Genomic DNA, 24539 nt, shown 5'->3' on the forward strand with positions numbered 1-24539 from the left:
TCATGTCTTCTCCGCTGCCCGTCATCACGTACCCGCCCGAACTGCCGGTCTCGCAGCGGCGGGACGACATCGCGGCTGCCATCCGTGACAACCAGGTGGTCATCGTCGCCGGGGCCACCGGCTCGGGCAAGACGACGCAGCTGCCGAAGATCTGCCTCGAGCTCGGTCGTGAGCACATCGGGCACACCCAGCCCCGCCGGATCGCGGCGCGGACCATCGCCGAGCGTGTGGCGGAAGAACTCGGCGGCGGGGAGCTCGGCGGACTCGTCGGCTACCAGGTCCGCTTCACCGACAAGGTGAGCTCCGAGACCCGCGTGAAGCTGATGACCGACGGCATCCTGCTGAACGAGATCCACTTCGACCGCGACCTGAAGCGGTACGACACGATCATCATCGACGAGGCGCACGAGCGGTCCCTGACGATCGACTTCCTGCTGGGCTACCTGAAGCGGCTGCTCCCCCGTCGCCCCGACCTGAAGCTCATCATCACGAGTGCGACGATCGACCCGGAGTCGTTCTCGAAGCACTTCGACGACGCCCCCATCATCGAGGTGTCCGGCCGCACCTACCCGGTCGAGATCCGGTACCGCCCCCTCGTCGCCGAAGACCAGGACGACGACGCCGACGACGAGTCGGACTCCCGCACCGGCGACAGCGGCAACGCAGCCGACGACCGCGACACCCTGCAGGGCATCACCGACGCCCTCGACGAGCTGGCGCAGGAGGACCCGGGCGACGTGCTCGTGTTCCTGTCCGGCGAGAACGAGATCCGCGACGCGCAGGACGCGATCGAGGGCAAGCGCTACCCGGGCACCGAGGTCCTGCCGTTGTACGGCCGCCTGTCTGCCGCCGACCAGCACCGGGTCTTCGAGCGCCGCCACACCCCGGGCATCCGCCGTCGTGTCGTCCTCGCCACGAACGTCGCCGAGACCTCGCTGACCGTGCCCGGCATCAAGTACGTGATCGACACGGGGACGGCACGCATCTCGCGGTACTCCCCGCGGGCCAAGGTGCAGCGGCTGCCGATCGAGGCGATCTCGCAGGCCAGCGCCAGTCAGCGCTCCGGTCGAGCGGGCCGCACGAGTGCCGGCATCGCGATCCGGCTCTACTCCGAAGACGACTTCGGCCGGCGCCCCGAGTACACCGACCCCGAGATCCTCCGCACGAACCTCGCCGCGGTGATCCTGCAGATGATCTCGCTCGGCTTCGGGGACATCGAGTCGTTCCCGTTCCTGCAACCGCCGGACAGCCGGGGCGTGAAGGACGGCCTCGACCTGCTCCGCGAGCTCCGCGCCGTCGACAAGGACGGCCGCATCACCAAGTCCGGGCGACAGCTGACCCGGCTGCCGATCGACCCCCGGCTCGGTCGGATGGTGCTCGAGGCCGGGCGGCAGGGCGTCGGGCGCGAGGTCATCGCCATCGTCAGCGCCCTGAGCATCCAGGACCCCCGCGAGCGGCCCCTCGAGAAGCGTGCGCACGCCGATCAGCTGCACGCCCGCTTCGCCGACCCGACGAGCGACTTCCTGACCCTGCTGAACCTCTGGAACCACATCGAGGAGCAGCAGGAGGAACTGTCGTCGAGCGCGTTCCGCCGGCTGTGCAAGGCCGAGTTCCTGAACTACCTGCGCATCCGCGAGTGGCAGGACCTGTACCGGCAGCTCTCCCGTGCCGCGAAGCAGGTCGACGTCCGAGTCGGGCAGGCCCGCTCCGACGACGGCGACGCCGTGCACCGCGCGCTGCTCTCCGGACTCCTCAGCCAGATCGGGCTGCGCGACCGCGAGAAGCGCGACTACCTGGGCTCGCGGAACACCCGGTTCGTGGTGTTCCCGGGCAGCGTGCTCGCGAAGAAGCAGCCGGACGCCGTGATGGCCGCCGAGCTCGTCGAGACGAGCCGGTTGTTCGCCCGGACCGTCGGCCGGATCGACCCCGCCTGGGTGGAGCCGCTCGCCGGTGACCTGCTCAAGCGCACCTACGGCGAACCGCACTGGGAGAAGAAGCAGGGGGCGGTCGTCGCCTACGAGCGCGTGACCCTGTTCGGCGTCCCGATCGTGCAGCGCCGCCGCGTGCAGTACTCGCGGATCGACCCGGAACACTCCCGCGAGCTCTTCATCCGGCACGCCCTGGTCGAGGGCGAGTGGGAATCCCAGCAGGCCTTCGACCGCGCCAACCGGAAGCTCCGCAAGGAACTCGAGCAGCTCGAGGAACGCACCCGCCGCCGGGACATCCTGCTCGACGACGAGAACGTCTACGAGTTCTACGACGCCCGCATCCCGACCGACGTCGCCACGACCCGCGACTTCGAGGGGTGGTGGCGCACCACCCGCCGTGAGCAGCCGGACCTGCTCACGATGCGCCGGTCGGACCTGCTGGACGAATCAGCGGCCGAAGCCGCCGAGGACGACGTCGAGTACCCGACCCAGTGGCGGAGCGGCGACCAGCGTCTCGCCATCCAGTACCGCTTCGAGCCCGGCGCACAGGACGACGGCGTCAGCGTGCAGGTCCCCCTCGCGCTCCTGCCCCGGATGCGTGAAGAGGGCTTCGACTGGCAGGTGCGCGGCCTCCGCAAGGAACTCGTCACCGCGCTCATCAAGTCGCTGCCGAAGCAGATCCGCAAGAACGTCGTGCCCGCTGCCGACTGGGCCGAGAAGATCGTCGCCGAGCTGCCCGACGACGCCCCGACCGAGCCGACCGAGTCGTTCCGCGCCACCCTCGCCAAGGCGATCCAGCGCATGACCTACGTCCCGGTCTCCGAGTCCGACTTCGACCTGTCCCGCGTCCCCGCGCACCTGCTGCCGACGTGGGCCGTGGTCGACGAGCGTGGTCGCCGGGTCGAAACCGGCAAGGACCTGTCGGCCCTGCAGACGAAGCTCAAGGACCGGACCCAGCAGAGCGTCGCCTCCGCCACGGCGAAGGGCGCGGGACGGACCGGAGGCGCGGCTCGCGTCGCGTCCGCCGGCGCCGGTCGTCCGCTGGAACAGTCCGGACTCACCGCCTGGCCCGACCAGGACCTCCCGCAGACCCTCGACACCAAGCAGGCCGGCGGCGTCATCCGCGCGTACCCGTCCCTGGTCGAGGAAGGCACGGGTCCGAAGGCGACCGTCGGCGTGCAACTGCTCGCCACCCCGTCCGACCGCGTCGTCCGGATGCCTGCCGGGGTCCGCCGTCTGGTGATGCACGCGGTGCCGTCGCCCGTGTCGTACATCCAGTCGCACCTGACCGCGCAGGAGAAGCTCGCGCTCGCGGCCAGCCCCTACCCGTCGACCGCCGCGCTGTTCGACGACGTCCTGGCCGCCGTGGTCGATTCCGGCATCCGTCGGGCCCACCCGGACGGCCTGGTCTTCACGAAGGCCGAGTTCGAGTCGGTCCGCGATGCGGTGTCGGCCACCGTCGTCGACACCATGTTCACCGCCGTGTCCGAGGTCGCGGCCGTCCTGGCGGCGCAGCGCTCCGCCGAACGGGCACTCAAGCAGGCGAACTCGATGTCGCTGCTCGCCGCCCTCAGCGACATGCGGCAGCAGATGGAGCGCCTGGTGTTCCCCGGGTTCGTCGCCGTCGCGGGGCTCGACCGGCTGCGACGCATCCGCGTGTACCTGCAGGGCATCGAGGCGCGCGTGCAGAAACTGCTGCAGAACCCCGGACGCGACGCGACCTGGATGCGCGAGGTCACTGTGGCGACCGACCGCTACACCGATGCCGGCGGCACCTTCCCGCCCGCGGTCGGGGCGCACCCGGAGCTCGTGCACGCTCGGTGGATGCTCGAGGAGTTCCGGCTCAGCCTCTTCGCGCAGGAACTCGGGACCGCCGAGACCGTCTCGTTGCAGCGGATCACGAAAGCCCTGACCGCCGCGCGCTGATGGGTCTACCGTGTCGGCCATGATCGGCACACTCGACGTCGTCGTCCTGGACTGCCCGGACACCCGCGCCCTCGCCCGCTTCTACGCCGAGCTGCTCGGCGGGGAGATCGTCGGCTTCGACGAGGACTGGGCGGAGCTCGCCCTCCCGTTCACCGACCACCGTCCGATCCTCGCGTTCCAGCAGGTCGACGACTACCGGGCGCCGGAGTGGCCCGGGCAGGCGGTGCCGCAGCAGAGCCACCTCGACGTGAAGGTCGACGACCTCGATGACGGCGAGGCCGCGGTGCTCGCGATCGGTGCGACGGCCACGGGGTCGGGCACGGAGACGTTCCGCGTCTACCTCGACCCCGCGGGGCACCCGTTCTGCCTCATCCGGCCGTCGGACTGACCGGTTCGGTCGCCAGGCCCTCGACCACGGTGACGTTCGGCAGTGCGGTGAGTGCTGCGCCGGGCAGGAACAGCTTCGCGGCGCGGCGCCCGGCGCCGATGACGACCTCGGGGGCGTCGAGGACGCGCGCGTCGATGTAGAGCGGCCACGACGACGGCAGCCCGATCGGGGAGATGCCGCCGTACTCCATGCCGGTCAGCTCGACCGCTTCGTCCATCGGGGCGAAGCTCGCCTTGCGGACGTCGAGCAGTTGCTTCACGACCCGGTTCACGTCGAGCTTCGTCGATGCGAGGACGACGCAGGCGGCGTAGCGGACCTCGTCGCCGCGCTTCCCTGCGACGACGATGCAGTTCGCGCCGCCGGCCAGCGGGTAGCCGTACGCCTCCGAGAACGCGGCGGTGTCGGCGAGGTCGGCGTCGATCGGGGCCCCCTCGATCTTCATGACGACCTCGGTCGGCAACGCGACCAGGGCTTCGGCGACGGGGATCGCGAGGAATCCGGTGGCGACCAGGGCGGGAACACGTTCGAGCGTCGGCATGGCTCCACCGTAGGGAAGCGATCCCGCACGAGGGTGGAGCCATGACCGAACTCCGGGCGATCGACGTCGACCAGTGGCCCCGCCGGGAGCACTTCGAGCACTACCGGCACCGGGTGCCGTGCGCGTACGAGGTGACCGTCGAACTCGACGTCACCGCCTTCGTCGAGCGCGTCCGAGCGACCGGCCGTCGGACCTACGCGTCGCAGCTCTGGGCGATCGCGACCGTGGTGAACCGGCACGACGAGTTCCGGATGCAGCTGCTGGACGACGGCTCCCCCGCCGTGTGGGACTGCGTCCACCCGATGTTCACCGTGTTCCACGCGGACACCGAGACGTTCTCCGCCCTCGTCGTGCCGTACGACGACGACTTCGACACCTTCCACGACGCTGCGGTGTCGACGATGACGGAGTACCGGGACGACACCCGGATGTTCCCGCAGGACGACCGGCCCAGCAACGTGTTCGACGTCTCGACCCTGCCGGGAGCATCGTTCACCGGCTTCTCCTTGCAGGTGCGCGATGGCTGGGACCACCTGCTGCCGATCATCACGCTCGGCGGGTACCGGACCGCTGGTGACCGGACGCTGCTACCGCTGGCGCTGCAGGTCAACCACGCCGCTGCCGACGGCTTCCACACGACCCGACTGCTGCGCGAGCTCGAGGAGCTCTTCGCCGATCCCTCGTGGCTCAGGTCCTGAGTTCGGTCCGGCGGGGCTTCAGGCGGTCGGGTGCGTCCGTTGCCGGTACCCACTCGCACGTGAAGGTCCCGCGGTAGCCGAACAAGAACCCGAACAGCGCGTTGCGCACCTCGAGGTCGACGTGGAACGACTCGTCCTCGTCGGACCAGTACTCGTGCAACGTCGCCCGGCCGCTGAAGAGCATCGGGAACCGGAAGGCGATCGGCCCCTCGTAGAAGCGCTGGGCATCCGAGGTGAGCACCAGCCCACCCCGGTCGTCGACGACGAGGTCGAGGTCCACCGCCAGGTGCTGGTGCGAACCGAGGTAGTCCAGCACCCGCCCACCGACGAGGACCATCGTGGCGTCGAAGCGCGCGGTGCGCCCCGGGCGGGTCGTGTAGGTGCGGACGAAGGTGACGGTCTCGCGTCCGTGAGCATCCCGGTAGGGGTAGTTCTCGATGGTGAAGGGCACGTCGTCGCCGACGTCGGGGACCAGGATGTTCCGGAGCCGCCCGATCTGCAGGAACGGAACGGTCCACCACGGACCCCGGCGGATGGAGGTCATCACCCCGCGCCCGATGCACGCTTCGGCGGCATCCAAGCCGACGTCGAAGCGCCGTTGCATCATCGGGTGCAGTCGGTGGAAGTCTGCGCCGAGCGCCGCTCGGAACACCGAGGTCATCGCTGCTCCGCCGGGTCCGGCAGGACGGCGAGGGTCGCGGGCGCGTCGCGCAGGTGGTCGCCTCGTCGGCTGCCCCCACGCGGTGCTCGTGACGACCGGGAGGCCCGTGGCCGGCCCCGGCGCCACACCTGCAGCACACTCGCCAACTGCCAGGTCTCGGGGTCGCCGCCGCCTTCCAACCAGACGCGGAGCCGGTCGAAGCTCCATGCAGTCGCCCAACCGAGCAGCGGCCGGACGACCACGTCGAGTGGCCCCCATCCCGGGTCGTAGTCGTACCCCGTGATGAAACGGGTGCGGCCGTCCTCGGTCGGGACGTACTTCCAGTACCCACGACCGTGTCGGATCGGCGACAGGCGGTCCCGGGTGGAGAAGCGCAGAGCCGACGTCCGTGTGCCGTCCGACCGGAGTCGCTCGCCGAGGCTCACGCCCGTGCCGTGGACGTCGTGCACGGCGGACCGTCGGACGTACGTGAAGCGGGCTGCTCCGTCGGCGTCGGCCGGTTCCGGGACGATCTCGGAGAACCGGACGTCCCACCGCACGTGCTGTCCCGGGGTCTGCGTCGCTTCCCAGACCCGCTCGACGTCCGCGTCGATGATCGTCTCGACGTAGATGCCCCGGTTGCCCACACCCCGAGCGTAGGACACCACTGGCAACCGGTCCCCGCTGGCGCACCCCGCCGTCCCACCGCATCTCCTACGCTGACCCCATGACGTCGCAGTCGGACTCCCCCGCCCGCAAACGCATCGGGCTCGTCGGCGCGGGCGGCATCTCCGTCGCCCACCTGCCCGGGCTGCTCCGCCTGGGCGACGTGGTGGTGCACGCTCGCGAGGGCGCCCACGAACTCGTCGCCGCGTTCACCGACACCGCCCGGGCCGAGGGCGGCACGATCACCGTCGCCGACAGCCTCGACGAGCTCCTCGCCACGGTCGACGTCGTCGACGTCGTGGTCCCGACGCACGCTCACGCCGAGGTCGTGCGTGCGGCGATCGCGGCCGGCAAGGACGTCGTCTCCGAGAAACCCCTGGCCCGGACCGACGCGGACGCGGCGGACCTGGCGGCGCGCGCTGCGGACGCGGGCGTGCAGCTCTACCCGGCCCAGGTGGTGCGCTGGTTCCCCGCGTACGCGCGCCTGCACGAGGCCGCGACCACGGGCCTCCTGGGCGACCTGGCGGTGTTGCGGTTCTCCCGGTCCGGCGCCTTCCCCACCCACGTCCCCTGGTTCGGCGACCGCGCCCTGTCGGGCGGGATCGTGATGGACCAGATGATCCACGACCTGGACATCGCGCGCTGGGTCGCAGGAGAGGTGAGCCGCGTGTCGGCGGTGAGCGTCCGCGCGGGTTCCGAGGCCGAGCCGGTCGAGGCGGCGCACGTCCTGCTCACGCACGAGTCTGGCGCGATCAGCCACGTCGCCGGGCTGTGGGGGCCGCAGCACCTCGCCTTCACGACCGAGTACTCGGTGACGGGGACGCTGGGCAGCCTGTCGTACTCGTCCCGGGCCGAGGAGGACACCCGGAGTGACCTGGCGGCACCGGCTTCCGTGGACGGTTTCCTGCCGACGGTCGACCCGGCGGACGACCCGTACGCGCTGGAGCTCGCCGACTTCCTCGCCGCGTTCGACGGCGGTGCACCGCCCCGGGTGACCGTGGACGACGGCGTCGCTGCGGTGCGGATCGCGAACGCGGCGATCGCCTCGATCGAGTCCGGCCAGCCGGTCGAGGTCGCGCGGTGACGCTCCGGGTCGGGGTGCTCTCCTTCGCCCACACGCACGCCATCAGCTACCTCGGCGCCCTGGCGGCGATGCCCGACGTGGAGGTGCGCGGCACGGACCCGGGCGGCACCTCGACGGGGACGGAACTCGGCGACCTGCGCGGCGCCGAACTGGCACGCGCGCTCGGCGCCGGGTACGCGGACTCCGTCGACGAGCTGCTCGCCTGGGGTCCGGACGCGGTGATCGTCACGAGCGAGAACGCGCGGCACCGAGAGTTCGTCGAGCTCGCGGCGGCAGCGGGGGCACACGTGCTCTGCGAGAAGCCGCTCGCGACCTCGTGGCAGGACGGCCTCGCCATCCGCGATGCCGTGGACCGCGCCGGGGTGCTGCTCATGATGGCGTTCCCGGTGCGCTTCGCCTCGGCGTTCGACCGGCTGCGCGCGACGCGGGACTCGGGCGCACTCGGCACGGTGTTCTCGGTGCGGGGCGCGAACAACGGCATGCTCCCGCTCGCCCGGGACTGGTTCACCGACGTCCGGCTGAGCGGAGGCGGCGCCCTCGTCGACCACGTCGTGCACGTCGCCGACCTGATCGACGGGCTGACCGGAGCGGCGCCGGTGTCGGTCACCGCCGTCGCCAACCGGGTGCTGCACGCGGACCGCGCGAACGCCGAGACCGCGGGGCTGGTGACCATCACGTACGACGACGGCACGATCGCGGCGATCGACTGCTCGTGGAGCCGACCGGACACGTCGCCGGTGTGGGGTGGGCTGACGCTCGACGTCGCCGGGACCGGTGGCACGGTGTCGGTGGACTTCTTCGGGGCGGCTGCTCGGGGGCTCGAGGCGGTCGGGGGCCGGCCGATCGAACTCCGGTACGGACCCGACCACGACGTGCCGATGCTCCGGACGTTCCTGGCGGCGGTGCGGTCCGGGGAGCAGCCGCAGCCGGACGTCGGGGTCGGACTCCGGACGCTGTCGATCGTGCTGGCGGCGCAGGAGTCGGTGCGGACGGGCAGGACGGTGCCGGTGCCGGTCGCGGACTGAGCACCGCCCCGCGCTACGCTCGTCCCGATGCGCGCAACCGTGCGGGACGTGGCCGCCCTCGCCGGGGTGTCCCCGAAGACCGTCTCCAACGTCGTCAACGGCGGCGTGGTCGTGCGCCCGGAGACCCGCGAACGCGTCGAGCGGGCGGTCGCCGAGCTCGACTACGTGCCGAACCTGTCCGCCCGCGGGCTCCGGAACGGCCGCTCCGGAGCCATCGCGTTGACGCTGCCGGAGATGGGCAGCGCCTACTCCGCCGAACTCGCGCAGTCCTTCGTGGAACTCGCCCGCGAACGCGGCTGGGTCGTGCAGCTCGAGCAGACGGGCAACGACCCGGCCCGCGAACGCGAACTGGTCTCCCGTGCCCGGGCACACCTGGTGGACGGGCTGATCCTGAACCCGGTGTCGCTCAGCGCGAGCGTCCTGGCCTCGACCGAGGGGCTGCCGCCGACCGTCGTCATCGGCGAGGTCGAGCCCGAGCACGTCGACCAGGTGCACGTCGACAGCCGCGCGGCAGCCGAGCAGGTCACCGAACACCTCATCGCCCACGGGCACCGGCGCATCGCGATCGTCGGGGCGTCACCCGAGGGCGCCGCGACGGCGACGAGCGAGCTCCGCGAACGCGGCTACACCGCCGCGCTCGCCGCCGCCGGCATCACGCCCGACCCCTCGCTCCGTGTCCCGCTGCCGTCGTGGACCACGAGTTCCGCGGCGACGACCTTCGCGGCCTGGCTCGACGAGCACCCCCTGCCCGACGCCGTCTTCGCCTTCACCGACTCGATCGCGTTCGGGGTGCTGCACGTCCTGGCCGCCCGCGGGGTCCGGGTTCCCGAGCAGGTCAGCGTCATCGGGTTCGACGACGTCGACGCGGCCGCCTACGCGATCCCGTCGCTCAGCACGGTGTCGTTCGACCGTCGGGCCTTCGCGACGGCGGCGCTCGACCTGCTGACCCGACGGATCGCGGACCGCGCGGCAGCGCCGGAGACCGTCGTCGTGCCGCACCGGATCGTCGAGCGCGCGAGCGTCGGCGACCGCCCGCGCTGACGCTGCTGCCGCGCCGTTACCGCTGCGGCCGCCGCGCCGTTTCGCGCTGACCGACAGCTCACGCGGCCGCGCGCCCACGAAGTGTCGGTCAGCGCGAAAGACCGCCAGCGCCGCCGCCGGAGCCGCCGCCAGCGCCGCCAGACCCGGAGCCGCCCCCGCCCGGATCCGCCGCCGCCAGCACCGCCGACCGCGTCCGCGCATCACCGAGGATCCGGAAGTGCCCACCCACCGGCAGCCGCACGTTCGTCGCCCCCTGGAGCTCGCTGCCCTCGGGGATGAGCGTGTCGAACACTCCGTACACCGAGGTGATCCGCGCGTTCGCGTCGAGTTCCCGCGCCAGCCCCGCCAGCACCGGGTCGGCCGCCCGGAACGCCCGCAGGTGCGGCACCGGCGCGAGCCGCGCGTAGACCGACCCCGCGAAGGGCGTCGAGACCGCGACCATCCGGTCGATCCGCTCGTGCTGGTCGAGCTGCGTCATCGCGTACTTGCCGATGAGCCCGCCCTTGCTGTGCGCGAGCACGAGCACGTTCCGCAGGTCCTGTTCCTCGAGGGTCGCGATCACCTCGCGCGCCGAGTCCGGCACGGGCCGCAGGTTGTGCCGCAGGACCGGCAGCACGTACACCGGGTGCCCCCGGTCGTGCAGTGCGTCCATCAGTGGCCGCATGAAGTGCCAGGTCTCGTAGACGCCGGGGACCACGACGACGGGCTGCCCGGCGCCGGTCCGGTAGTCGTCCGCGGTGGTCGGCCCGATGCTCCGGACCTGCCACCTGGCGGCGTACCCCCAGTCGAGTGCGGCCCACCACGCGCGTCGCACCAGCGGGACACGGCCTGGAGGCCCGGATCGCGCCGTCCGCGCCGCCTCCGTCCCGGACGTGGTCGGCCGGGTCATCGCAGCCCCTCCAGGCGCTCGGCGCTGCGGAACGTCTCGAGGAGGCGTGCGAAGGCGTCCGGCTGCCGTTCCTGCACGTGGTGCGGGCCGGCCAGTTCCACGAAGGTGCCGTTCGGCGCAGCGGCCGCGACCCGAGCGGACCAGTCGTGCCGCGCGATCGGGTCCTGGGCGCCGCGGACGACGAGGACGGGCTGCGTCACCTCAGTGATCGTCTGCTCGGTCGGGTAGCGGAGCATCGGCCCGAGCTCACGCGTGTACTGCCGCATGCTCCGCAGGTAGTCGGTGACCAGGACGCCGTTCATCCGGACCCCCTCGACGAACCCGTCGCGGCCCAGGTCGAGTGCCTGCAGCGGGAGCGACCGCCGTTCCGCGTTGATCACCGGACCGACGAGCACGATCGCCGCGACGGTCTCCGGGTGGCGCCGGGCGGACTCGACCACGACCTGGGCACCCATCGACTGCCCGACGAGCACCAGGTCGCCGTCGACCAGGTGACGGACCGCCCGCACGACGACATCGCCGAGTTCCTCGATGGGCAGCCGCCGACCGGCCGCGGGCAGCCAGCCGAACCCCGGCAGGTCGACGCTGATCGTGCGGTGCTCGGCTGCGACGGCGCGCTGCGACCGAGCGAAGGACCGGTGCGACATCCCGATGCCGTGGACGAACACGACGGTGGGGTCGGTGTCGTCGCGGACCGGCTCTCGCGCCGCCATGGTGTGCAGGCGCACGGGCAACCCGTCGATCCGGACGGTCTCCACAGCAGCGCGCACGAGCCGAGGCTACGCGGCGGTTCGCAGCACCGGGTCAGCCTCGTCATCGGCCGCACATAGCCGGGCCGTGTGCACTCCTGGCATGAGCGACACCACTCCCACCAACGGCCACGGACCGGGCGGCTCCGACCGGGCGAACCGGGCAACGGCTCCGACCGGCTGGGGCGCCGCCCCGACCCCGACGTCGACCTCCACGCTCGACGCCCCCGGGCCGCAACAACAACAGCAGCAGCCGTACCGTGCGGACGCCGGCGCCGGCGCCCCGGGCGGCTGGGACTCCACCGCCCCGAACGGCACCACCCCCTGGTACGGAGCCGCAGCCGGCGCCGCGAGCCCGACCAACCGCCGCAGCACCGGCCCGAAGCCCCCGTGGTTCTGGCCGCTCCTCGCCGCGATCGTCGGGCTCGCCGCGCTGCTCGTCGGCGGAGGCGTCGGGTTCGCCATCGGCGACGCGATCGGTGCGGACCGGACGCAGTCGACCACGCAGGTGCCCGGCACGAACCGGTTCCCGGGCAACGGCACCGGCCAGGCCCCCGGCAGCACCGACGGCACCGGGAGCTGACCGGCGGGTACGATCCGGACCATGCGGAAGACCACTGCCGGTCTGTTCACGTCGGTCGACGGCGTCGTGCAGGACCCCTACGAGTTCCAGTACGACAGCTTCGACGACGAGCTCGGCACGGCGATGGGTGCCTTCATGGCCCGCACCGACACCGTGCTGCTCGGCCGGAACAGCTACCTCGAGTGGTCCGAGTGGTGGCCCGCCCACCCGGAGGACCCCTTCGGGCAGTGGATCAACCCGATCGAGAAGCACGTGGCCTCCACCACGCTCGGCGACGACCTGACCTGGCAGAACAGCACGCGGATCCCGGGTGACGTCCCCGCGTTCGTGCGCGACCTGCAGCAGCGCGACGGGGCGGACATCGCCGTGTGCGGCAGTGTCACGCTCGTCCGCAGCCTGCTGTTCGCCGGGGTCCTCGACGAACTGCAGCTCATGATCCACCCGGCGATCGCCGGCCGTGGCCGGCGACTGTTCGAACCGACCGATCCGCCCATGCGCCTGCGTCTGGTCGACAGCACCGTGACGAGCAAGGGGAACGTGCTGAACACCTACGGGCGGTTCGACGCCTGACGGACGCACCACGGGCCTCCCGGCCTCTGCCCGTCATGCGCCCCGGCAAACCGCGCGTACCCTCGTGGGTGACCATCCGCACCCGAGGAACACCGGAGCAAGCATGACCCAGGACACCCGCCCGCACGTCGTCATCGTCGGCGGTGGATTCGCCGGTGTGGCCGCCATGCGGGAGCTCGCCGACGCGCCGGTCCGGGTGACCCTGGTCGACCGTCACGTCTACAACATGTTCCAGCCCCTGATGTACCAGGTGGCGACGGGCGGCCTGAACGCCGGCGACGTGACGTACTTCCTGCGCTCGCTCCGGGCCCGCCAGTCGAACGCCGAGTTCCGTCACGGCCTGCTCACCGGCATCCGCACCGACGAGCGCATCGCCGAGATGTCCGACGGTGAGCACCTGCACTACGACTACCTGATCCTCGCCAACGGCGTGAACACGAGCTACTTCGGCACCCCCGGTGCGTACGAGTACGCGTACTCGATGTACTCCCGCTCGCAGGCACTCCGCATCCGCGACGAGCTGTTCACCCGGCTCGAAGAAGCGGCGGCCAACCAGGGCCCCGACGAGATCCGCATCGTGATCGTCGGTGGCGGTGCGACCGGTGTCGAGATGGCCGGCGCGCTCGCCGAGCTCCGCGACCAGGCGCTCGTCGGCGCGTACCCGGAGATCGAACGCGGCAACATCTCGATCACCCTCGTGCACCGCAGCGGCGAGCTCCTCAAGCCGTTCGCCCCGCGCCTGCGCCGCTACGCCGCCAAGGTGCTCCGCAAGCGCGGTGTCGTGCTGCGGCTGAACACCGGCGTCTCCGAGGTCAAGCGCGACGGCGTGATGACCGCGGACGGCGAGTTCATCCCCGCGTCGCAGGTGATCTGGGCGACCGGTGTCGCCGCACACAAGGAGGTCTCCGGCTGGGGCCTGCCGCAGACCCACGGTGGCCGCATCCAGGTGAACGACGACCTGAGCGTGAAGGGGGCCGAGCGGATCTTCTCCGCCGGTGACATCGCGGCCCAGGACGACGCCCTCGCCCAGCTCGCCCAGCCCGCGCTGCAGGGCGGACGGCACTCGGCGCGGCAGATCGTGCGCCTGCTCGAGGGCAAGGCCACCGAGCGCTTCAAGTACTTCGACAAGGGCACCATGGCGACGATCGGCACGAACGCCGCGGTCGCCCAGCTGCGCGGCGGGATCACGATGGTCGGCCCGGTCGCCTGGCTGGCCTGGGTGTTCGTGCACATCACGAGCCTGCTCGGTGCCGGCAACCGGATGTCGACCCTGACGCACTTCTTCGTCCGCTACGTGTGGTTCATGCGGAAGCGCTCGATCCCGATCGTCGGCGACGTCCGCCCGGTGCGCCCGAACGGCGACCGCGAGCCGGACCCCTGGCAGCTGCAGAAGGCCGAGTAGCCGCGCGCGTTCGCTCGCACGCTCGCTTGGTGAGCAGGAACGGTCGGGTCCGCACGTCGGACCCGACCGTTCCTGCTCACGATGTGTGTGCGGTGGACGCGGGGCGCGACGGCCTGGAGGCGCGGCGCGGGCCGGCCACGGGCCTCCCGGCCGGCGCGTGGTGCGCGGGGCTGGCGCCGACGCGTGGTGCGGACTCCGGGATCGCGGGGCCGGCCGACGAGCCTGACGCCCCCGCTCGTTGAGACTCCTCTTACCCGCGAGGAGGACCCTGGTCGGCGACACGCAACCGAGCAGCGCGGGGAGGGACCATGGCGACGACCACGCTGACACACGCGCCGACGCAGGCGCAGCCACAGCACCGCACGGCCGCCCCGGAGCGCTCCGGAGCGGGGACGCAGCAGGCTCCGCCACCCCCGCTGACGCACCGCGCACCCGCGCTCGACGGACTCCGGACCCTCGCCATCCTGGTCGTCGTCCTGTACCACCTGCACGTGCCGCAGTTCGAGGGCGGCTTCATCGGCGTGACGGTGTTCTTCGTGCTGTCCGGCTTCCTCATCACGACGCTGCTGCTCGGCGAACGGCGTCGTACCGGGCGGGTGCGCCTCGGAACGTTCTGGGTGAAGCGGCTGCTCCGCCTCTACCCGGCACTGCTCGCGTTCGTCGTCGTCGGGCTGCTGCTCTGGAACTGGGTCGGTGACTACAAGGGCGCTTCGCTGCAGTCCGGCGAAGCGGCGTTCATCGCGCTGACCTACACGGGCAACCTGTTCCGCGCCTTCTGGGACACCTCGCAGGGCGTGTTCGCGCACACGTGGAGCCTGTCGATGGAGGAGCAGTTCTACCTGGTGTGGCCGCCGGTGCTGGTCCTGCTCGCCGCACTCCGGGTCCGCCGTCGCTGGCTCCTGGCGGGGCTCGGTGTCCTGGTCGTCGGGGCTTCGGCGGCCTCGTGGGCGAGCTACCGCAGCCCGAGCGGCGGTGCCACGCCCGACGTCTACTTCTCGCCCGTGCTCGGGGTCGTGCCGCTGGCGATCGGCTGCGCGCTGGCCCTGGTGCTCGACGACGAACGGGTGCGGGTGCGGGCCGCCGGGGTCCTCGGACACGTGGCGACCTGGCTCGGTCTCGTGCTCCTGGTCGGGGTGCTGCTCTGGATCGACGATGACTGGACGCAGCACGCGTCGACGTTCGGCATCGTGCTCCCGCTGACCGGGCTGATCGCGGCGGTGACGATCGGCGGGCTGGTCTCGGTCCGCTCCCCCGTGTCCGCCGCCCTGGCCTGGACGCCGGTGTCGTGGTTCGGCCGCCGGGTGTCGTACTCGGCGTACCTCTGGCACCCGCTGGTGATCGCGCTGCTCGGCACCTTCGCGATCGGCCCCTGGGGCACGGTCTGCCTGGTCGGCGCGGTGGTGATCGTGTCGATCGGCGCCGCCTACGCCGTCGAGGTGCCCGTCGAGCGGTTCCGCGCACGGGTCCGCGCGGGTCGCGATGCCGCAGTACCGCAGCGCACGCCGCGCACGCGCCCGCGCCCGCGCCCGCGCCCGCGCAGCGCATCGAGTGAGCAGAACACGTCGAGTACGGCCCGCTGACCCGACGTCTTCTGCTCACTGAACGCCGCGGCGATCGGTCACCGTAGGCTCGCCCCGTGCCCATCGAACGCGTCGACGTCCTCGTCGTCGGCGGCGGCCCCGTCGGACTGTTCCTGGCGGCACTCCTCGCGGCGCGGGGCGTCGACGTCCGGGTGTGGGAACGACGGGCCGAGCCGCCGACCGGTTCGCGGGCCATCGGCATCCACCCGCCGTCCCTCGACGCGTTCGCCGCGATCGGCCTGGACACCGCGGTGCTCGCCGAGGCGTCGCTGGTGCACGCCGGCGTGGCCCGCAGCCGCGATCGGACCCTCGGCACCCTGCGCTTCGACCGCGCGTCGCCGACCCACCCGTACGTGGCCACCCTCGACCAGCACCGCACCGAGTCCCTGCTCCGCGACCAGCTCCGGGCCAGCGCACCGAGCGCTCTGCGGACCGGCACCACCCTGACCGCACTGTCCCGGCACACCGACCACGTCGACGCCACCGGGACCGGACCGGACGGCGACACCGTGACGATCCGTGCGGCCTTCGTCGTCGGGGCCGACGGTGCCCGGAGCGCCGTCCGCGACCTGCTCGGCATCGGCACGACCGGGCGCGAGTACCCCGACCGCTACGTGATGGGCGACTTCGCCGATCCCGAGGCGCCGTCGGCCCGCTCGGCCGCGCTGGTCGACGTCGGCCCGGACGGCGTCGTCGAGTCCTTCCCGCTGCCGGGTGCGCGTCGCCGGTACGTCGCCCTGGTGCCGGACGACGACGCCTTCGCCTCGGCCGAGGGCAGCTGGACGGGCACGCCGGACCCCGCGGTCGTCGCACGCCTGGCCGCACTCGTCGCCGAGCGCACCGGTGTCGTCCCCGACCCCGCGACCTGCTCGATGACCAGCGGCTTCCGGGTGCGCCGCCGCACCGCCGACCGCGTGGGCGTCGGCCGAGCCGTGCTCGTCGGGGACGCCGCCCACGAGATCAGTCCGATCGGCGGGCAGGGCATGAACCTGGGGTGGCTCGACGCCGCCGAGCTCGCGCCGCTGCTCGCCGGAGCGGTCCGCACCGGCACGGCCGGGCCGTGGCCGGGCTACGCCGCCCGCCGCCAGGCAGCCGCCCGCCGCGCGGCTCGGCAGGCCGAGGCGAACATGGCACTGGGCCGTCCGCTCGGCCCCGTCACGGCAACCGGCCGGGAGGCGCTGCTCCGAACCGCCCTGTCCCTGCCGACCGCGCACGGCCTGGCCCGGCTCTACGCGATGCGCTGGGCCTGACGGCTCGCGTCCGGCGCACCGGCGCAGTCGCGCAGTCGCGCAGTCGCGCAGTCTGTTCCGCGTCGTCAGGCGACGAGTCGCGCGCCCGCGAAGCCGAGCTCGACGACGAGCACGAGCGACGACGCGATGACCAGCCGGAACAGGGTGCGTGATGCGCGCCCCGCGAGCACCAACCGGACGCCGACGACGGCGAGCACGGCCACCACGAGGGCACCGAGGACCGCGAGCACGACGCCGAGGCCCCGCACCGGGTCGTCGCCGAGGATCTGTCCGCCGAGCACCAGCGCTGCAGCGACGACGAGCGAGGCGAACGCGACGATCCCCGCGCCGCGGAGCCCGAGGCGATGCGGGAAGCCCCGCACCCCGGTGGCGGCGTCGTCGACCAGGTCGGGCAGCACGTTGGTGCAGTGGATCGCGATCCCGAAGACGGCCCCCGTGGCGATCGCCCACCATGCCGGCCACTGTCCCTCGGGCCCGGCAGCGACGGCCACGACGGGCAGCAGCCCGAAGGCGACCACGAACGGCGCCACCGACCACACCGAACGCTTCAGCCCGGCGTCGTAGGCCCACCCGGCGGCGACCAGCACGAGGTGCGCGACCGCGGCGACCGGCCCGAGGAACAGCGAGAGCACCACGGCGATCCCGGCCGTGACGTAGGCGGCGGTGCGGACGGTACCGACGGCGATGAGGCCGCGGGCGACGGGCTTGTCGCTCCGCCCGACGGCCCGGTCGCGGTCCGCGTCGATCCAGTCGTTCGCCAGCCCGATGGACAGCTGCCCCGCGACGACCGTCAGCGCCACCAGCACCACGAGCCACACGGGGTGCCCCACGGCGGCGGTGATCACCGCGGCGAGGACGGTCACGGTGACCGTGGGTCCGGGGTGCGACGACGCGAACAGCAGACGCGCGGTCGACGGGGTGCGGCTGGCGGTCACCCGGTCAGCGTACGGATCGCCCCTGCGCGGTCGTGGGGCGGATCACGGAACCGCCGTCACCTCGACGCTGAACCGGTCGACGAGCTCACGCTTGAGCACCTTGCCGCTCGGGCCGAGCGGCAGCGCCTCGAGGACGTGCACCACCCGCGGGTACTTGTACGCGGCGATCTCGGCGGCGACGAAGTCGACCAGGACCTGCGGCTCGACGGACGCGCCGGCGTGCAGGACCACCGCGGCCTCGACCTCCTGCCCGTGCACCGCGTGCGGCACCCCGAACACCGCGGCCATCGCGACGTCGGGGTGGGTGGCGAGGACCTCCTCGACCTGCCGCGGGTACACGTTGTAGCCGTTGCGGATGATCATGTCCTTCGTGCGGTCGACGATCGTCAGGTACCCGTCGTCGTCCTTCGTGCCCAGGTCACCGGTGCGGAACCACCCGTCGACGATGGCCTCGGCGGTGTCCTCGGGCCGGTCGAGGTACCCGTTCATCAGGTTGTGGCCGCGGATCACGAGTTCCCCGATCTCGCCGTGCGGCAGCATGACGATCGCGTCGCGGACCTCGGGGTCGGCGATCTCCACGTCGATGCCCCACACCGCCGTGCCGATGGTGCCGGGCCGCGGCGGTTGCCCGACGTGGTTGAAGGTGGCGACCGGCGAGGTCTCGGTCAGCCCGTACCCCTCGTGGATCGGCGCGTCGAAGACCTGCTGGAACCGCTCGAGCACCGCCAGCGGGAGCGAGGCCCCGCCGGAGATCGCGTACCGGAGCGTCGGACGGGCCTCGGACCGGGTCGCGGCGTCGAGCAGCGCCATGTACATCGTCGGGACGCCCATGAAGATGCCGCAGCCGTGCTCGACCATCGCGGCGAGCGCCGTGTCACCGTCGAACTTCGGCAGCATGACGAGCGTCGCGCCGGTCCGGAACCCGGTGTTCATCGTGCAGGTCTGCCCGAACGTGTGGAACAGCGGCAGGGCGCCGAGCAGGACGTCCCCGCGGTGCATGTCGAACGTCGTCATCAGGTTGGTGTTGACCTGTTCGAGCAGCGCGAAGTGCGAGCCCTCCGCACCCTTGGGCTGGCCGGTGGTGCCGCTCGTGTACAGGATCGTGGCGGTGTCGAACGGGTGCCGCGGCACGTAGGTGTCGAGCGGTTCGCTCTGCGCGGCCAGGGCCTCGAGCCGGTCGGGGCCGGCCGCGGACCCGTCGTCGGTCGTCGCGGGCGCGAGCACGGTCACGACGTCGACCCCGGCGAGCTCGGCACCGGCGGCGCCCTCGCCGAGCAAGGGTGCAGCACAGACGAGCAGCGTCGCGCCGCTGTCGCGCAGGACGTACTCGATCTCGCGGCGCTTCAGCAGCGCGTGCACGGGCACGGCCACCGCGCCGAGGGCCAGCGTGGCGTAGTAGACGCGGGGGAAGTCCGCGACGTTCGGCACGAGCATCGCCACCTTCGACCCCTCGGTCACGCCCCGCGCGCGGAGTGCCCCGGCGTAGGCCAGGGTCTGCGCCCACAGCTCGGCGTAGGTGGTGCGGACGTCGCCCACGATGACGGCGACGTCGTCCGGGTAGCGTGCCGCCGACTCGGCGAGGATCGCTGCGACCGACGCGGTCGCGCGGGTGGTGTGGGTGTCGTGCATGCCGGTCTCCGTCTTCGTCGACGACCTCGTCGTCGTCACCGCCGATCCTACGGCTCGACCCGGCGGACCGGTCAGGCGGCGGACGCCGCAGGTTCCCGCCGACGGAGGAGCACCCCGGACGCCAGGGCGATCCCGAGCAGGACGACGAGTCCGCCGACGGGCTCGTTCCACCGCACCCGCTCCCCCAGCACGAGCACACCGAGCGCCACCCCGACCACCGGCGTCAGGTACGTGACGGTGGAGGCGCGACCGGCGCCCCACGCCTGCACGAGCCGGGTGTTCCAGGCGTAGGCCAGCCCCGTGCCGACGCAACCGAGCGCGATCATCGCGGCCACGATCCTCCCGTCCAGCTGCACCGGACCGGTCGCGATGACGGGCGCGACCAGCAGGAGCATCCCGGAGGCCAGCGTCAGCTGGACCGTCGCCAGCGTGACCGGGTCGTACGCGCTCGCCACGGCCACCCGGCGCAGGTAGGCGAGCCCGATGCCGTAGGACGCGGTCATGCCGAGCAGCGCGACCTGCCCCGGCACGCTCGCCAGGACCTCCGGGTCGGTCAGCACGTCCCACGGGCCGACCAGCACGAGCACCCCGACGATGCCGAGCACGATCCCGAGCACCTGCCGTCCGCGCAGCCGTTCGGACGGCACGAGCACCGCGAGCGCGGCCAGCGTCATGATCGGCGTCGTCGCGTTGTAGATGCTCGCGAGCCCGGACGGCACCGTCTGCTCGGCCCACGCCATCAGTGACGACGGCACCGCGTTGAGGAACACCGCGACGACCGCCAGGTGCGCCCAGGTCCGCGGCTCCCGGGGCCACCGGCGACGGGTGGCCAGGAGCACCACGACCAGCGTGACCCCACCGAGCACGGTCCGCACGGTGGCGACCTGCTGCGGGGCGAGACCGTCGAGGCCGATCTTCGCGAAGAGGAAGCTCGATCCCCAGGTCAGTGCGACGAGGGCGTAGAGGAGGGCGTTCACGTGGCCTAGTGTCGGACCACCGGGTGACATGCGGCAAACGCATGTCACTCATGCCGCCATGAGGAGGACGCATGACCGTCTCGGTCCAGCAACTGCGCGCGTTCGTCGCCACGCTCGACGCCGGGTCCTTCACCGCAGCGGCCGCAGCGCTGGGCGTCGGGCAGTCCGCGGTGTCCCACGCCGTCGCCGGGCTCGAACGCGAGGTCGGCGGCCCCGTGGTGCGCCGCGGCGCGGTCGCCGCCGCCACACCGCTGGGCGACCGCCTGCTGGCCCACGCCCGCAGCGTGCTCGCCTCGGTCGAAGCCCTGGAGGCGGTGGTCCGGCCCGCCACGGCGCGCGGCACCGTGCGCCTCGCCGCCGTCCCCACCGTCTGCCAGGGCCTGCTGCCGCGGCTCCGCGAGCTGTGGGCGGTGACCCTGCCCGATGTCGACGTGCAGGTCTACGAGGGGGACGACGACGAGATGCCGGAGTGGCTCGAGGCCGGCACCGTCGACGCCGCCGTGCTCGTCGACCCGTCGCCGGTGCCCGACGGTGGTGTGGTCGTGGCGCGGGACGAGATGGCCGCCGTGATCCGCCGCGACCACCCCCTCGCCGAACTGCCCGCGCTCACCCTCGACGACCTGCACGAGGACGGCCTGGTGGCGGGCGGCGGTGGCTGCGAGTACCAGATCCAGAAGCTCCACGAACTCGACGGCCGGCCGTTCCGGTACGCCCACCGGGTGCGGGAGATGAGCACGATGTTCGGGATGATCCAGCGGGGCGAGGGCGTGTCGATCGTGCCGACCCTGGGCCGCGGGATGCTGCCGCCCGACCTCGTGATGATCCCGATGGCCCGGCGGCTCGAACGGACCCTGGTGCTGAGCGGGCCGTCGTCCCGTGCGTGGCACCCGTTGGCGCGGGCCCTGGTGGACGCGGTCTGAGACACGGGGCACCTCCGACCGCCGACCTCCGACCTTCGGCGGATCCGCTCGTCGACCCGGCTCCCTAGGCTCGGGGCATGACCTCGACCACGCTCCCCGCCGTGCCGCTCGGGCAGCGTGTGTGGTCCCAGACCTGGCGTGTCGCCGTCGCGGCCCTGACCGGGCTGCTCACCGCGGGGCTCGTGTGGCCGACGATGGACACCCGTGGGTGGAGCGACCTGCACGTCGGCGCACTGATCCTCGGCGATGTGGCTGCCGGTCTGGCCGCCCTCGTCCTCCTGCCGTTCCGGCACCGGGCACCGCTGTTGATCACGGTCGTCATCGCTGCCCTCAGCTCGGTCTCGACCCTGGCGGTCGGGGCGGCCGCGATCGCCACGGTGTCGCTCGCCACCGGGCGCCGGGCTGTCGAGCTCGCCGCCGCCGGTGCGGTGCTGCTCGGTGCCACGGTGCTCTACGACGTCGTCCTGGCGCCCGCGGCCGACGACATGCCGCTCTGGCAGATCTTGGTCGCGGGCATCGTCGGCATCGCCTTGCTCGTGGTCATCGGCATCGCGATCGGGCAGCGCCGGGCGCTCCTGCTGTCCCTGCGCGAGCGCGCGGCCCTGCTCGAACGCGACCAGCAGCTGCGCGAGGACCGTGCCCGCGAGCAGGAGCGCGCCCACATCGCCCGCGAGATGCACGACGTCCTGGGCCACCGGCTGTCCCTGGTCGCGCTGCACGCCGGTGCGCTCGAGTACCGCGGCCCGGGGCTCACCCCCGACGAGACCGCCGCGGCGGCCGGGGTCGTACGGGGCGAGGCGCACTCCGCACTGACCGACCTGCGCGACGTCCTCGGGGTGTTGCGCGACCCCGCGGCGACCGGCGGCGACGAGGTGACCGGCACCGCGCCTCCGCAGCCGACGCTCGTCGACCTGCCCGACCTGCTCGACCAGGCGCGTGCCGGCGGTGCGACCGTCCGGGCGCGGGTCGACACCGACGGCGCAGCAGTGCCGACGGCAGTCGGCCGGCACGCCTACCGGATCGTGCAGGAGTCGCTGACGAACGCCCGTCGGCACGCCCCCGGACAACCCGTCGACGTGGTGGTCGAGACCGTCCCCGGTCCCGGGGTCCGGGTGGTGGTGTCGAACACGCTGACCGACGGACCTGCGCACGCGGACGCGTCCGGGAAGACCGCCGGGCACGGCCTGCGCGGGCTCGCCGAACGCGCCCGGCTCGTCGGCGGGAGCTTCCGCGCCGGCAGCGACGACGGACGTGTGCACGTGGTCGAGGCGGTGCTGCCGTGGACTCCGTGACCGCTCCCGTCCGCGTCGTCCTGGTCGACGACGACCAGCTCGTGCGCGTCGGGCTCCGGATGCTGCTCAGCGGCGACGACGACGTAGTGGTCGTGGGCGAGGCGGGCGACGGGCTCGAAGCCGAGGGCGTCATCGCGTCGACCTCTCCCGACGTCGTGCTTATGGACATCCGGATGCCCCGGTGCGACGGACTCGTCGCCACCGAACGCGAACTGCGCCGCCGACCCGACCTGGCCGTCCTGGTGCTGACGACCTTCGAGGGCGACGACCTCGTGCTCGGGGCGCTGCAGGCCGGCGCCCGCGGGTTCCTGCTCAAGGACACCCCACCGCACGAACTCGTGCAGGCCGTGCGGACCGTGGCGGCCGGACGCTCGATCCTGTCCCCGTCCGTGCTCGACCGGGTCATCGCGTTCGCGGCCGGATCCCGCTCGGGCCAGGCGGCCGGTGGCCCGGGCGGCGCACCGGCCGGGCCACCGGTCGATGCCGCTGCGGACGACACCGAGGCGCGCCGGATGCTCGCCCTGCTGACCGAGCGGGAGCGGGAGGTCGCGCTCGCCGTGGCGAACGGGGCGTCCAACGCGCAGATCGCGGCCGACCTGTACGTGGGACTGGCCACCGTGAAGACGCACGTCGGGCACGTGTACGAGAAGTTCGGCGTCGAGAACCGGGTGCAGCTCGCACTCGTCGTGCACGCGGCCCGGCGGGGAGAGCCGACCGCGTGACCGGGTGACCGGGTCGCCGGGTCGCCGGGTCGCCGGGTCGCCGGGTCGCCGGGTCGCCGGGTCGCCGGGTCGCCGGGTCGCCGGGTCGCCGGGTGATCGTCGGCTGAACGGTCGACGGTGCCCCCCTCGGCAGGATGGACCGATGGCCGAGACGCACGTGAAGACGTTCACCACCGCGGACGAAGCGGCAGCCGAAGCCGCCGGGCTCGCCTGGCTCGCCGAGGCCGAGGACACCGGCGGCACCCGCATCGCCCGCGTGCTCGGGCGTCCGGGCCCGACCGTGCTCAACCTCGAGCTGATCTCCGACGGCTCCCCCACCGCCGCCCAGGCGGAGCGGTTCGGCCGCTCCCTCGCGCACACGCACGCCGCCGGCGCCGACCACTGGGGTGCACCGCCCGCCGGCTGGACCCGCGGTGCGGCGCTGCGGATGGGCCGCTCGCGCACGCCGTTCGTCGCGGCCCATCGGGCGCCGGCGACCTGGGGTGAGTTCTTCGCCGAGTACCGCATCCGCGACTTCGTCCGCCGCATCGTCGACGCCGGCGGGTTCGACCACGCCGAGGCGGCCGTGTTCGAGCGGGTCGCCGCACGCGTGCAGGACGGCACGCTCGGGTCGCCCCAGCCCGCGCTCGTCGGGGACCGACCCGCACGCCTGCACGGCGACCTGTGGGCCGGCAACGTCCTCTGGCCGACGGACTCGTCCGAACCGACCGGCGCCGTGCTCATCGACCCGATCGCCCACGGCGGGCACGCGGAGACCGACCTGGCACTGCTCGGACTGTTCGGGCTGCCCCGGCTCGAGACGGTGCTCGCCGCCTACGACCGGGAGTCACGGCTGGCCGACGGCTGGCAGGAGCGCGTCGAACTCCACCAGCTCGCGCCGCTGCTGCTGCACGTGTTCCTGTTCGGCGGCTCGTACACCGGGGCAGCACTCCGGGCAGCGCAGCGGTACGCCTGACCCCTCGCACCGTGCGGCTTCGCTCACCACGTGCGAGGTTGCCCACCCCGGTGCCGACGCCGCACCGTGCGGCCTCGCTCAACCCGTGCGGGGTTGCCCGCCCCGTGCAGCGCTACAACCGCGCACCGAGCAGGCGACCCCGCACGGACCGA

At 72.8% G+C, this 24539-nt stretch carries 23 protein-coding genes; 15 read left to right on the plus strand and 8 right to left on the minus strand.

Annotated features, from left to right (window positions below):
- The first annotated feature begins 2 nt into the window (after positions 1–2).
- Both hrpA and DEJ09_RS05660 read left to right on the plus strand, forming a co-directional pair.
- The gene (gene hrpA, locus DEJ09_RS05655; RefSeq protein WP_111087870.1) at positions 3–3854 is read left to right on the plus strand and encodes an ATP-dependent RNA helicase HrpA; all 3852 of its coding nucleotides are present in this window, start codon (positions 3–5) and stop codon (positions 3852–3854) included.
- A 19-nt stretch (positions 3855–3873) separates the two neighbouring features.
- On the plus strand, positions 3874–4242 hold the full coding sequence (locus tag DEJ09_RS05660; RefSeq protein WP_110860834.1) for a VOC family protein: 369 nt from the start codon (positions 3874–3876) through the stop codon (positions 4240–4242).
- Here the strand turns inward: DEJ09_RS05660 and DEJ09_RS05665 are convergent.
- Positions 4223–4780, minus strand: coding sequence for a YbaK/EbsC family protein (locus tag DEJ09_RS05665; RefSeq protein WP_111087871.1), 558 nt, complete (start codon positions 4778–4780; stop codon positions 4223–4225). The two genes, DEJ09_RS05660 and DEJ09_RS05665, sit on opposite strands and share 20 nt — an antisense overlap.
- A gap of 41 nt (positions 4781–4821) precedes the next feature.
- Between DEJ09_RS05665 and DEJ09_RS05670 the strand changes: the two genes are divergently transcribed.
- Positions 4822–5478 carry a CatA-like O-acetyltransferase gene (locus DEJ09_RS05670; protein ID WP_111087872.1) on the plus strand — a complete coding sequence of 219 codons (657 nt, stop codon included), beginning with the start codon at positions 4822–4824 and terminating at the stop codon, positions 5476–5478.
- Here the strand turns inward: DEJ09_RS05670 and DEJ09_RS05675 are convergent.
- Together DEJ09_RS05675 and DEJ09_RS05680 are read right to left on the minus strand one after the other, a co-directional pair.
- Positions 5468–6139: a DUF4166 domain-containing protein gene (locus DEJ09_RS05675; protein ID WP_110864088.1), complete on the minus strand. Its 672-nt coding sequence runs from the start codon at positions 6137–6139 to the stop codon at positions 5468–5470. The two genes, DEJ09_RS05670 and DEJ09_RS05675, sit on opposite strands and share 11 nt — an antisense overlap.
- A complete protein-coding gene (locus tag DEJ09_RS05680; protein WP_258373803.1) occupies positions 6136–6765 on the minus strand; it encodes an SRPBCC family protein in 630 nt (209 codons plus the stop codon). Before DEJ09_RS05680 ends, DEJ09_RS05675 begins: the two co-directional genes overlap by 4 nt.
- A gap of 80 nt (positions 6766–6845) precedes the next feature.
- On the opposite strand from DEJ09_RS05680, the gene DEJ09_RS05685 reads away from it, so the two are divergent.
- Genes DEJ09_RS05685 through DEJ09_RS05695 form a run of 3 tightly spaced genes read left to right on the plus strand, consistent with a single transcriptional unit; the run spans position 6846 to position 9934 of the window.
- Positions 6846–7868, plus strand: coding sequence for a Gfo/Idh/MocA family protein (locus DEJ09_RS05685; protein ID WP_111087873.1), 1023 nt, complete (start codon positions 6846–6848; stop codon positions 7866–7868).
- A complete protein-coding gene (locus DEJ09_RS05690; protein ID WP_111087874.1) occupies positions 7865–8893 on the plus strand; it encodes a Gfo/Idh/MocA family protein in 1029 nt (342 codons plus the stop codon). Before DEJ09_RS05685 ends, DEJ09_RS05690 begins: the two co-directional genes overlap by 4 nt.
- 27 nt (positions 8894–8920) lie before the next feature.
- On the plus strand, positions 8921–9934 hold the full coding sequence (locus tag DEJ09_RS05695; RefSeq protein ID WP_111087875.1) for a LacI family DNA-binding transcriptional regulator: 1014 nt from the start codon (positions 8921–8923) through the stop codon (positions 9932–9934).
- Positions 9935–10022: 88 nt separating this feature from the next.
- Here DEJ09_RS05695 and DEJ09_RS05700 read toward each other — a convergent pair whose 3' ends face one another.
- Together DEJ09_RS05700 and DEJ09_RS05705 are read right to left on the minus strand one after the other, a co-directional pair.
- Positions 10023–10823, minus strand: a complete 801-nt coding sequence (locus tag DEJ09_RS05700) for an alpha/beta hydrolase (RefSeq protein ID WP_309146928.1) — start codon at positions 10821–10823, stop codon at positions 10023–10025.
- Entirely contained in the window at positions 10820–11593 is a 774-nt protein-coding gene (locus DEJ09_RS05705; protein WP_128780784.1) for an alpha/beta fold hydrolase, read from the minus strand. Before DEJ09_RS05705 ends, DEJ09_RS05700 begins: the two co-directional genes overlap by 4 nt.
- 82 nt (positions 11594–11675) lie before the next feature.
- Between DEJ09_RS05705 and DEJ09_RS05710 the strand changes: the two genes are divergently transcribed.
- The 5 genes from DEJ09_RS05710 (at position 11676) to DEJ09_RS05730 (ending at position 16957) form a co-directional block, all read left to right on the plus strand.
- The gene (locus tag DEJ09_RS05710; RefSeq protein ID WP_111087876.1) at positions 11676–12155 is read left to right on the plus strand and encodes a hypothetical protein; all 480 of its coding nucleotides are present in this window, start codon (positions 11676–11678) and stop codon (positions 12153–12155) included.
- Between the two features lie 21 nt (positions 12156–12176).
- Entirely contained in the window at positions 12177–12725 is a 549-nt protein-coding gene (locus DEJ09_RS05715) for a dihydrofolate reductase family protein (RefSeq protein ID WP_111087877.1), read from the plus strand.
- Between the two features lie 103 nt (positions 12726–12828).
- Positions 12829–14127, plus strand: a complete 1299-nt coding sequence (locus DEJ09_RS05720; RefSeq protein WP_071406544.1) for an NAD(P)/FAD-dependent oxidoreductase — start codon at positions 12829–12831, stop codon at positions 14125–14127.
- 308 nt (positions 14128–14435) lie between these two features.
- Positions 14436–15707 carry an acyltransferase gene (locus DEJ09_RS05725; protein WP_111087878.1) on the plus strand — a complete coding sequence of 424 codons (1272 nt, stop codon included), beginning with the start codon at positions 14436–14438 and terminating at the stop codon, positions 15705–15707.
- Positions 15708–15763: 56 nt separating this feature from the next.
- Positions 15764–16957 carry an NAD(P)/FAD-dependent oxidoreductase gene (locus tag DEJ09_RS05730; RefSeq protein WP_258373804.1) on the plus strand — a complete coding sequence of 398 codons (1194 nt, stop codon included), beginning with the start codon at positions 15764–15766 and terminating at the stop codon, positions 16955–16957.
- Positions 16958–17022: 65 nt separating this feature from the next.
- Here the strand turns inward: DEJ09_RS05730 and DEJ09_RS05735 are convergent, their stop codons facing one another.
- The 3 genes from DEJ09_RS05735 to DEJ09_RS05745 all read right to left on the minus strand — a co-directional run bounded on the left by DEJ09_RS05735 (position 17023) and on the right by DEJ09_RS05745 (position 20498).
- Positions 17023–17892, minus strand: coding sequence for a UbiA family prenyltransferase (locus DEJ09_RS05735; protein WP_111087879.1), 870 nt, complete (start codon positions 17890–17892; stop codon positions 17023–17025).
- 42 nt (positions 17893–17934) lie between these two features.
- Complete coding sequence (locus DEJ09_RS05740; RefSeq protein WP_111055111.1) at positions 17935–19521, minus strand: long-chain fatty acid--CoA ligase; 1587 nt, start codon at positions 19519–19521, stop codon at positions 17935–17937.
- A gap of 71 nt (positions 19522–19592) precedes the next feature.
- Positions 19593–20498 carry a DMT family transporter gene (locus tag DEJ09_RS05745; RefSeq protein ID WP_083404362.1) on the minus strand — a complete coding sequence of 302 codons (906 nt, stop codon included), beginning with the start codon at positions 20496–20498 and terminating at the stop codon, positions 19593–19595.
- A 71-nt stretch (positions 20499–20569) separates the two neighbouring features.
- Here DEJ09_RS05745 and DEJ09_RS05750 point away from each other — a divergent pair, with 71 nt between their 5' ends.
- From DEJ09_RS05750 to DEJ09_RS05765, 4 genes are all read left to right on the plus strand, one after another.
- The gene (locus tag DEJ09_RS05750) at positions 20570–21418 is read left to right on the plus strand and encodes a LysR family transcriptional regulator (protein WP_111030751.1); all 849 of its coding nucleotides are present in this window, start codon (positions 20570–20572) and stop codon (positions 21416–21418) included.
- A 77-nt stretch (positions 21419–21495) separates the two neighbouring features.
- The gene (locus tag DEJ09_RS05755) at positions 21496–22710 is read left to right on the plus strand and encodes a sensor histidine kinase (protein ID WP_111087880.1); all 1215 of its coding nucleotides are present in this window, start codon (positions 21496–21498) and stop codon (positions 22708–22710) included.
- Complete coding sequence (locus tag DEJ09_RS05760) at positions 22698–23432, plus strand: response regulator transcription factor (RefSeq protein WP_111087881.1); 735 nt, start codon at positions 22698–22700, stop codon at positions 23430–23432. Before DEJ09_RS05755 ends, DEJ09_RS05760 begins: the two co-directional genes overlap by 13 nt.
- Positions 23433–23574: 142 nt before the next feature.
- On the plus strand, positions 23575–24387 hold the full coding sequence (locus tag DEJ09_RS05765; protein ID WP_111087882.1) for a fructosamine kinase family protein: 813 nt from the start codon (positions 23575–23577) through the stop codon (positions 24385–24387).
- Positions 24388–24539 lie beyond the last annotated feature (152 nt).

The organism is Curtobacterium sp. MCLR17_055, from assembly GCF_003234305.1.
GTDB classification, from domain to species: domain Bacteria; phylum Actinomycetota; class Actinomycetes; order Actinomycetales; family Microbacteriaceae; genus Curtobacterium; species Curtobacterium flaccumfaciens.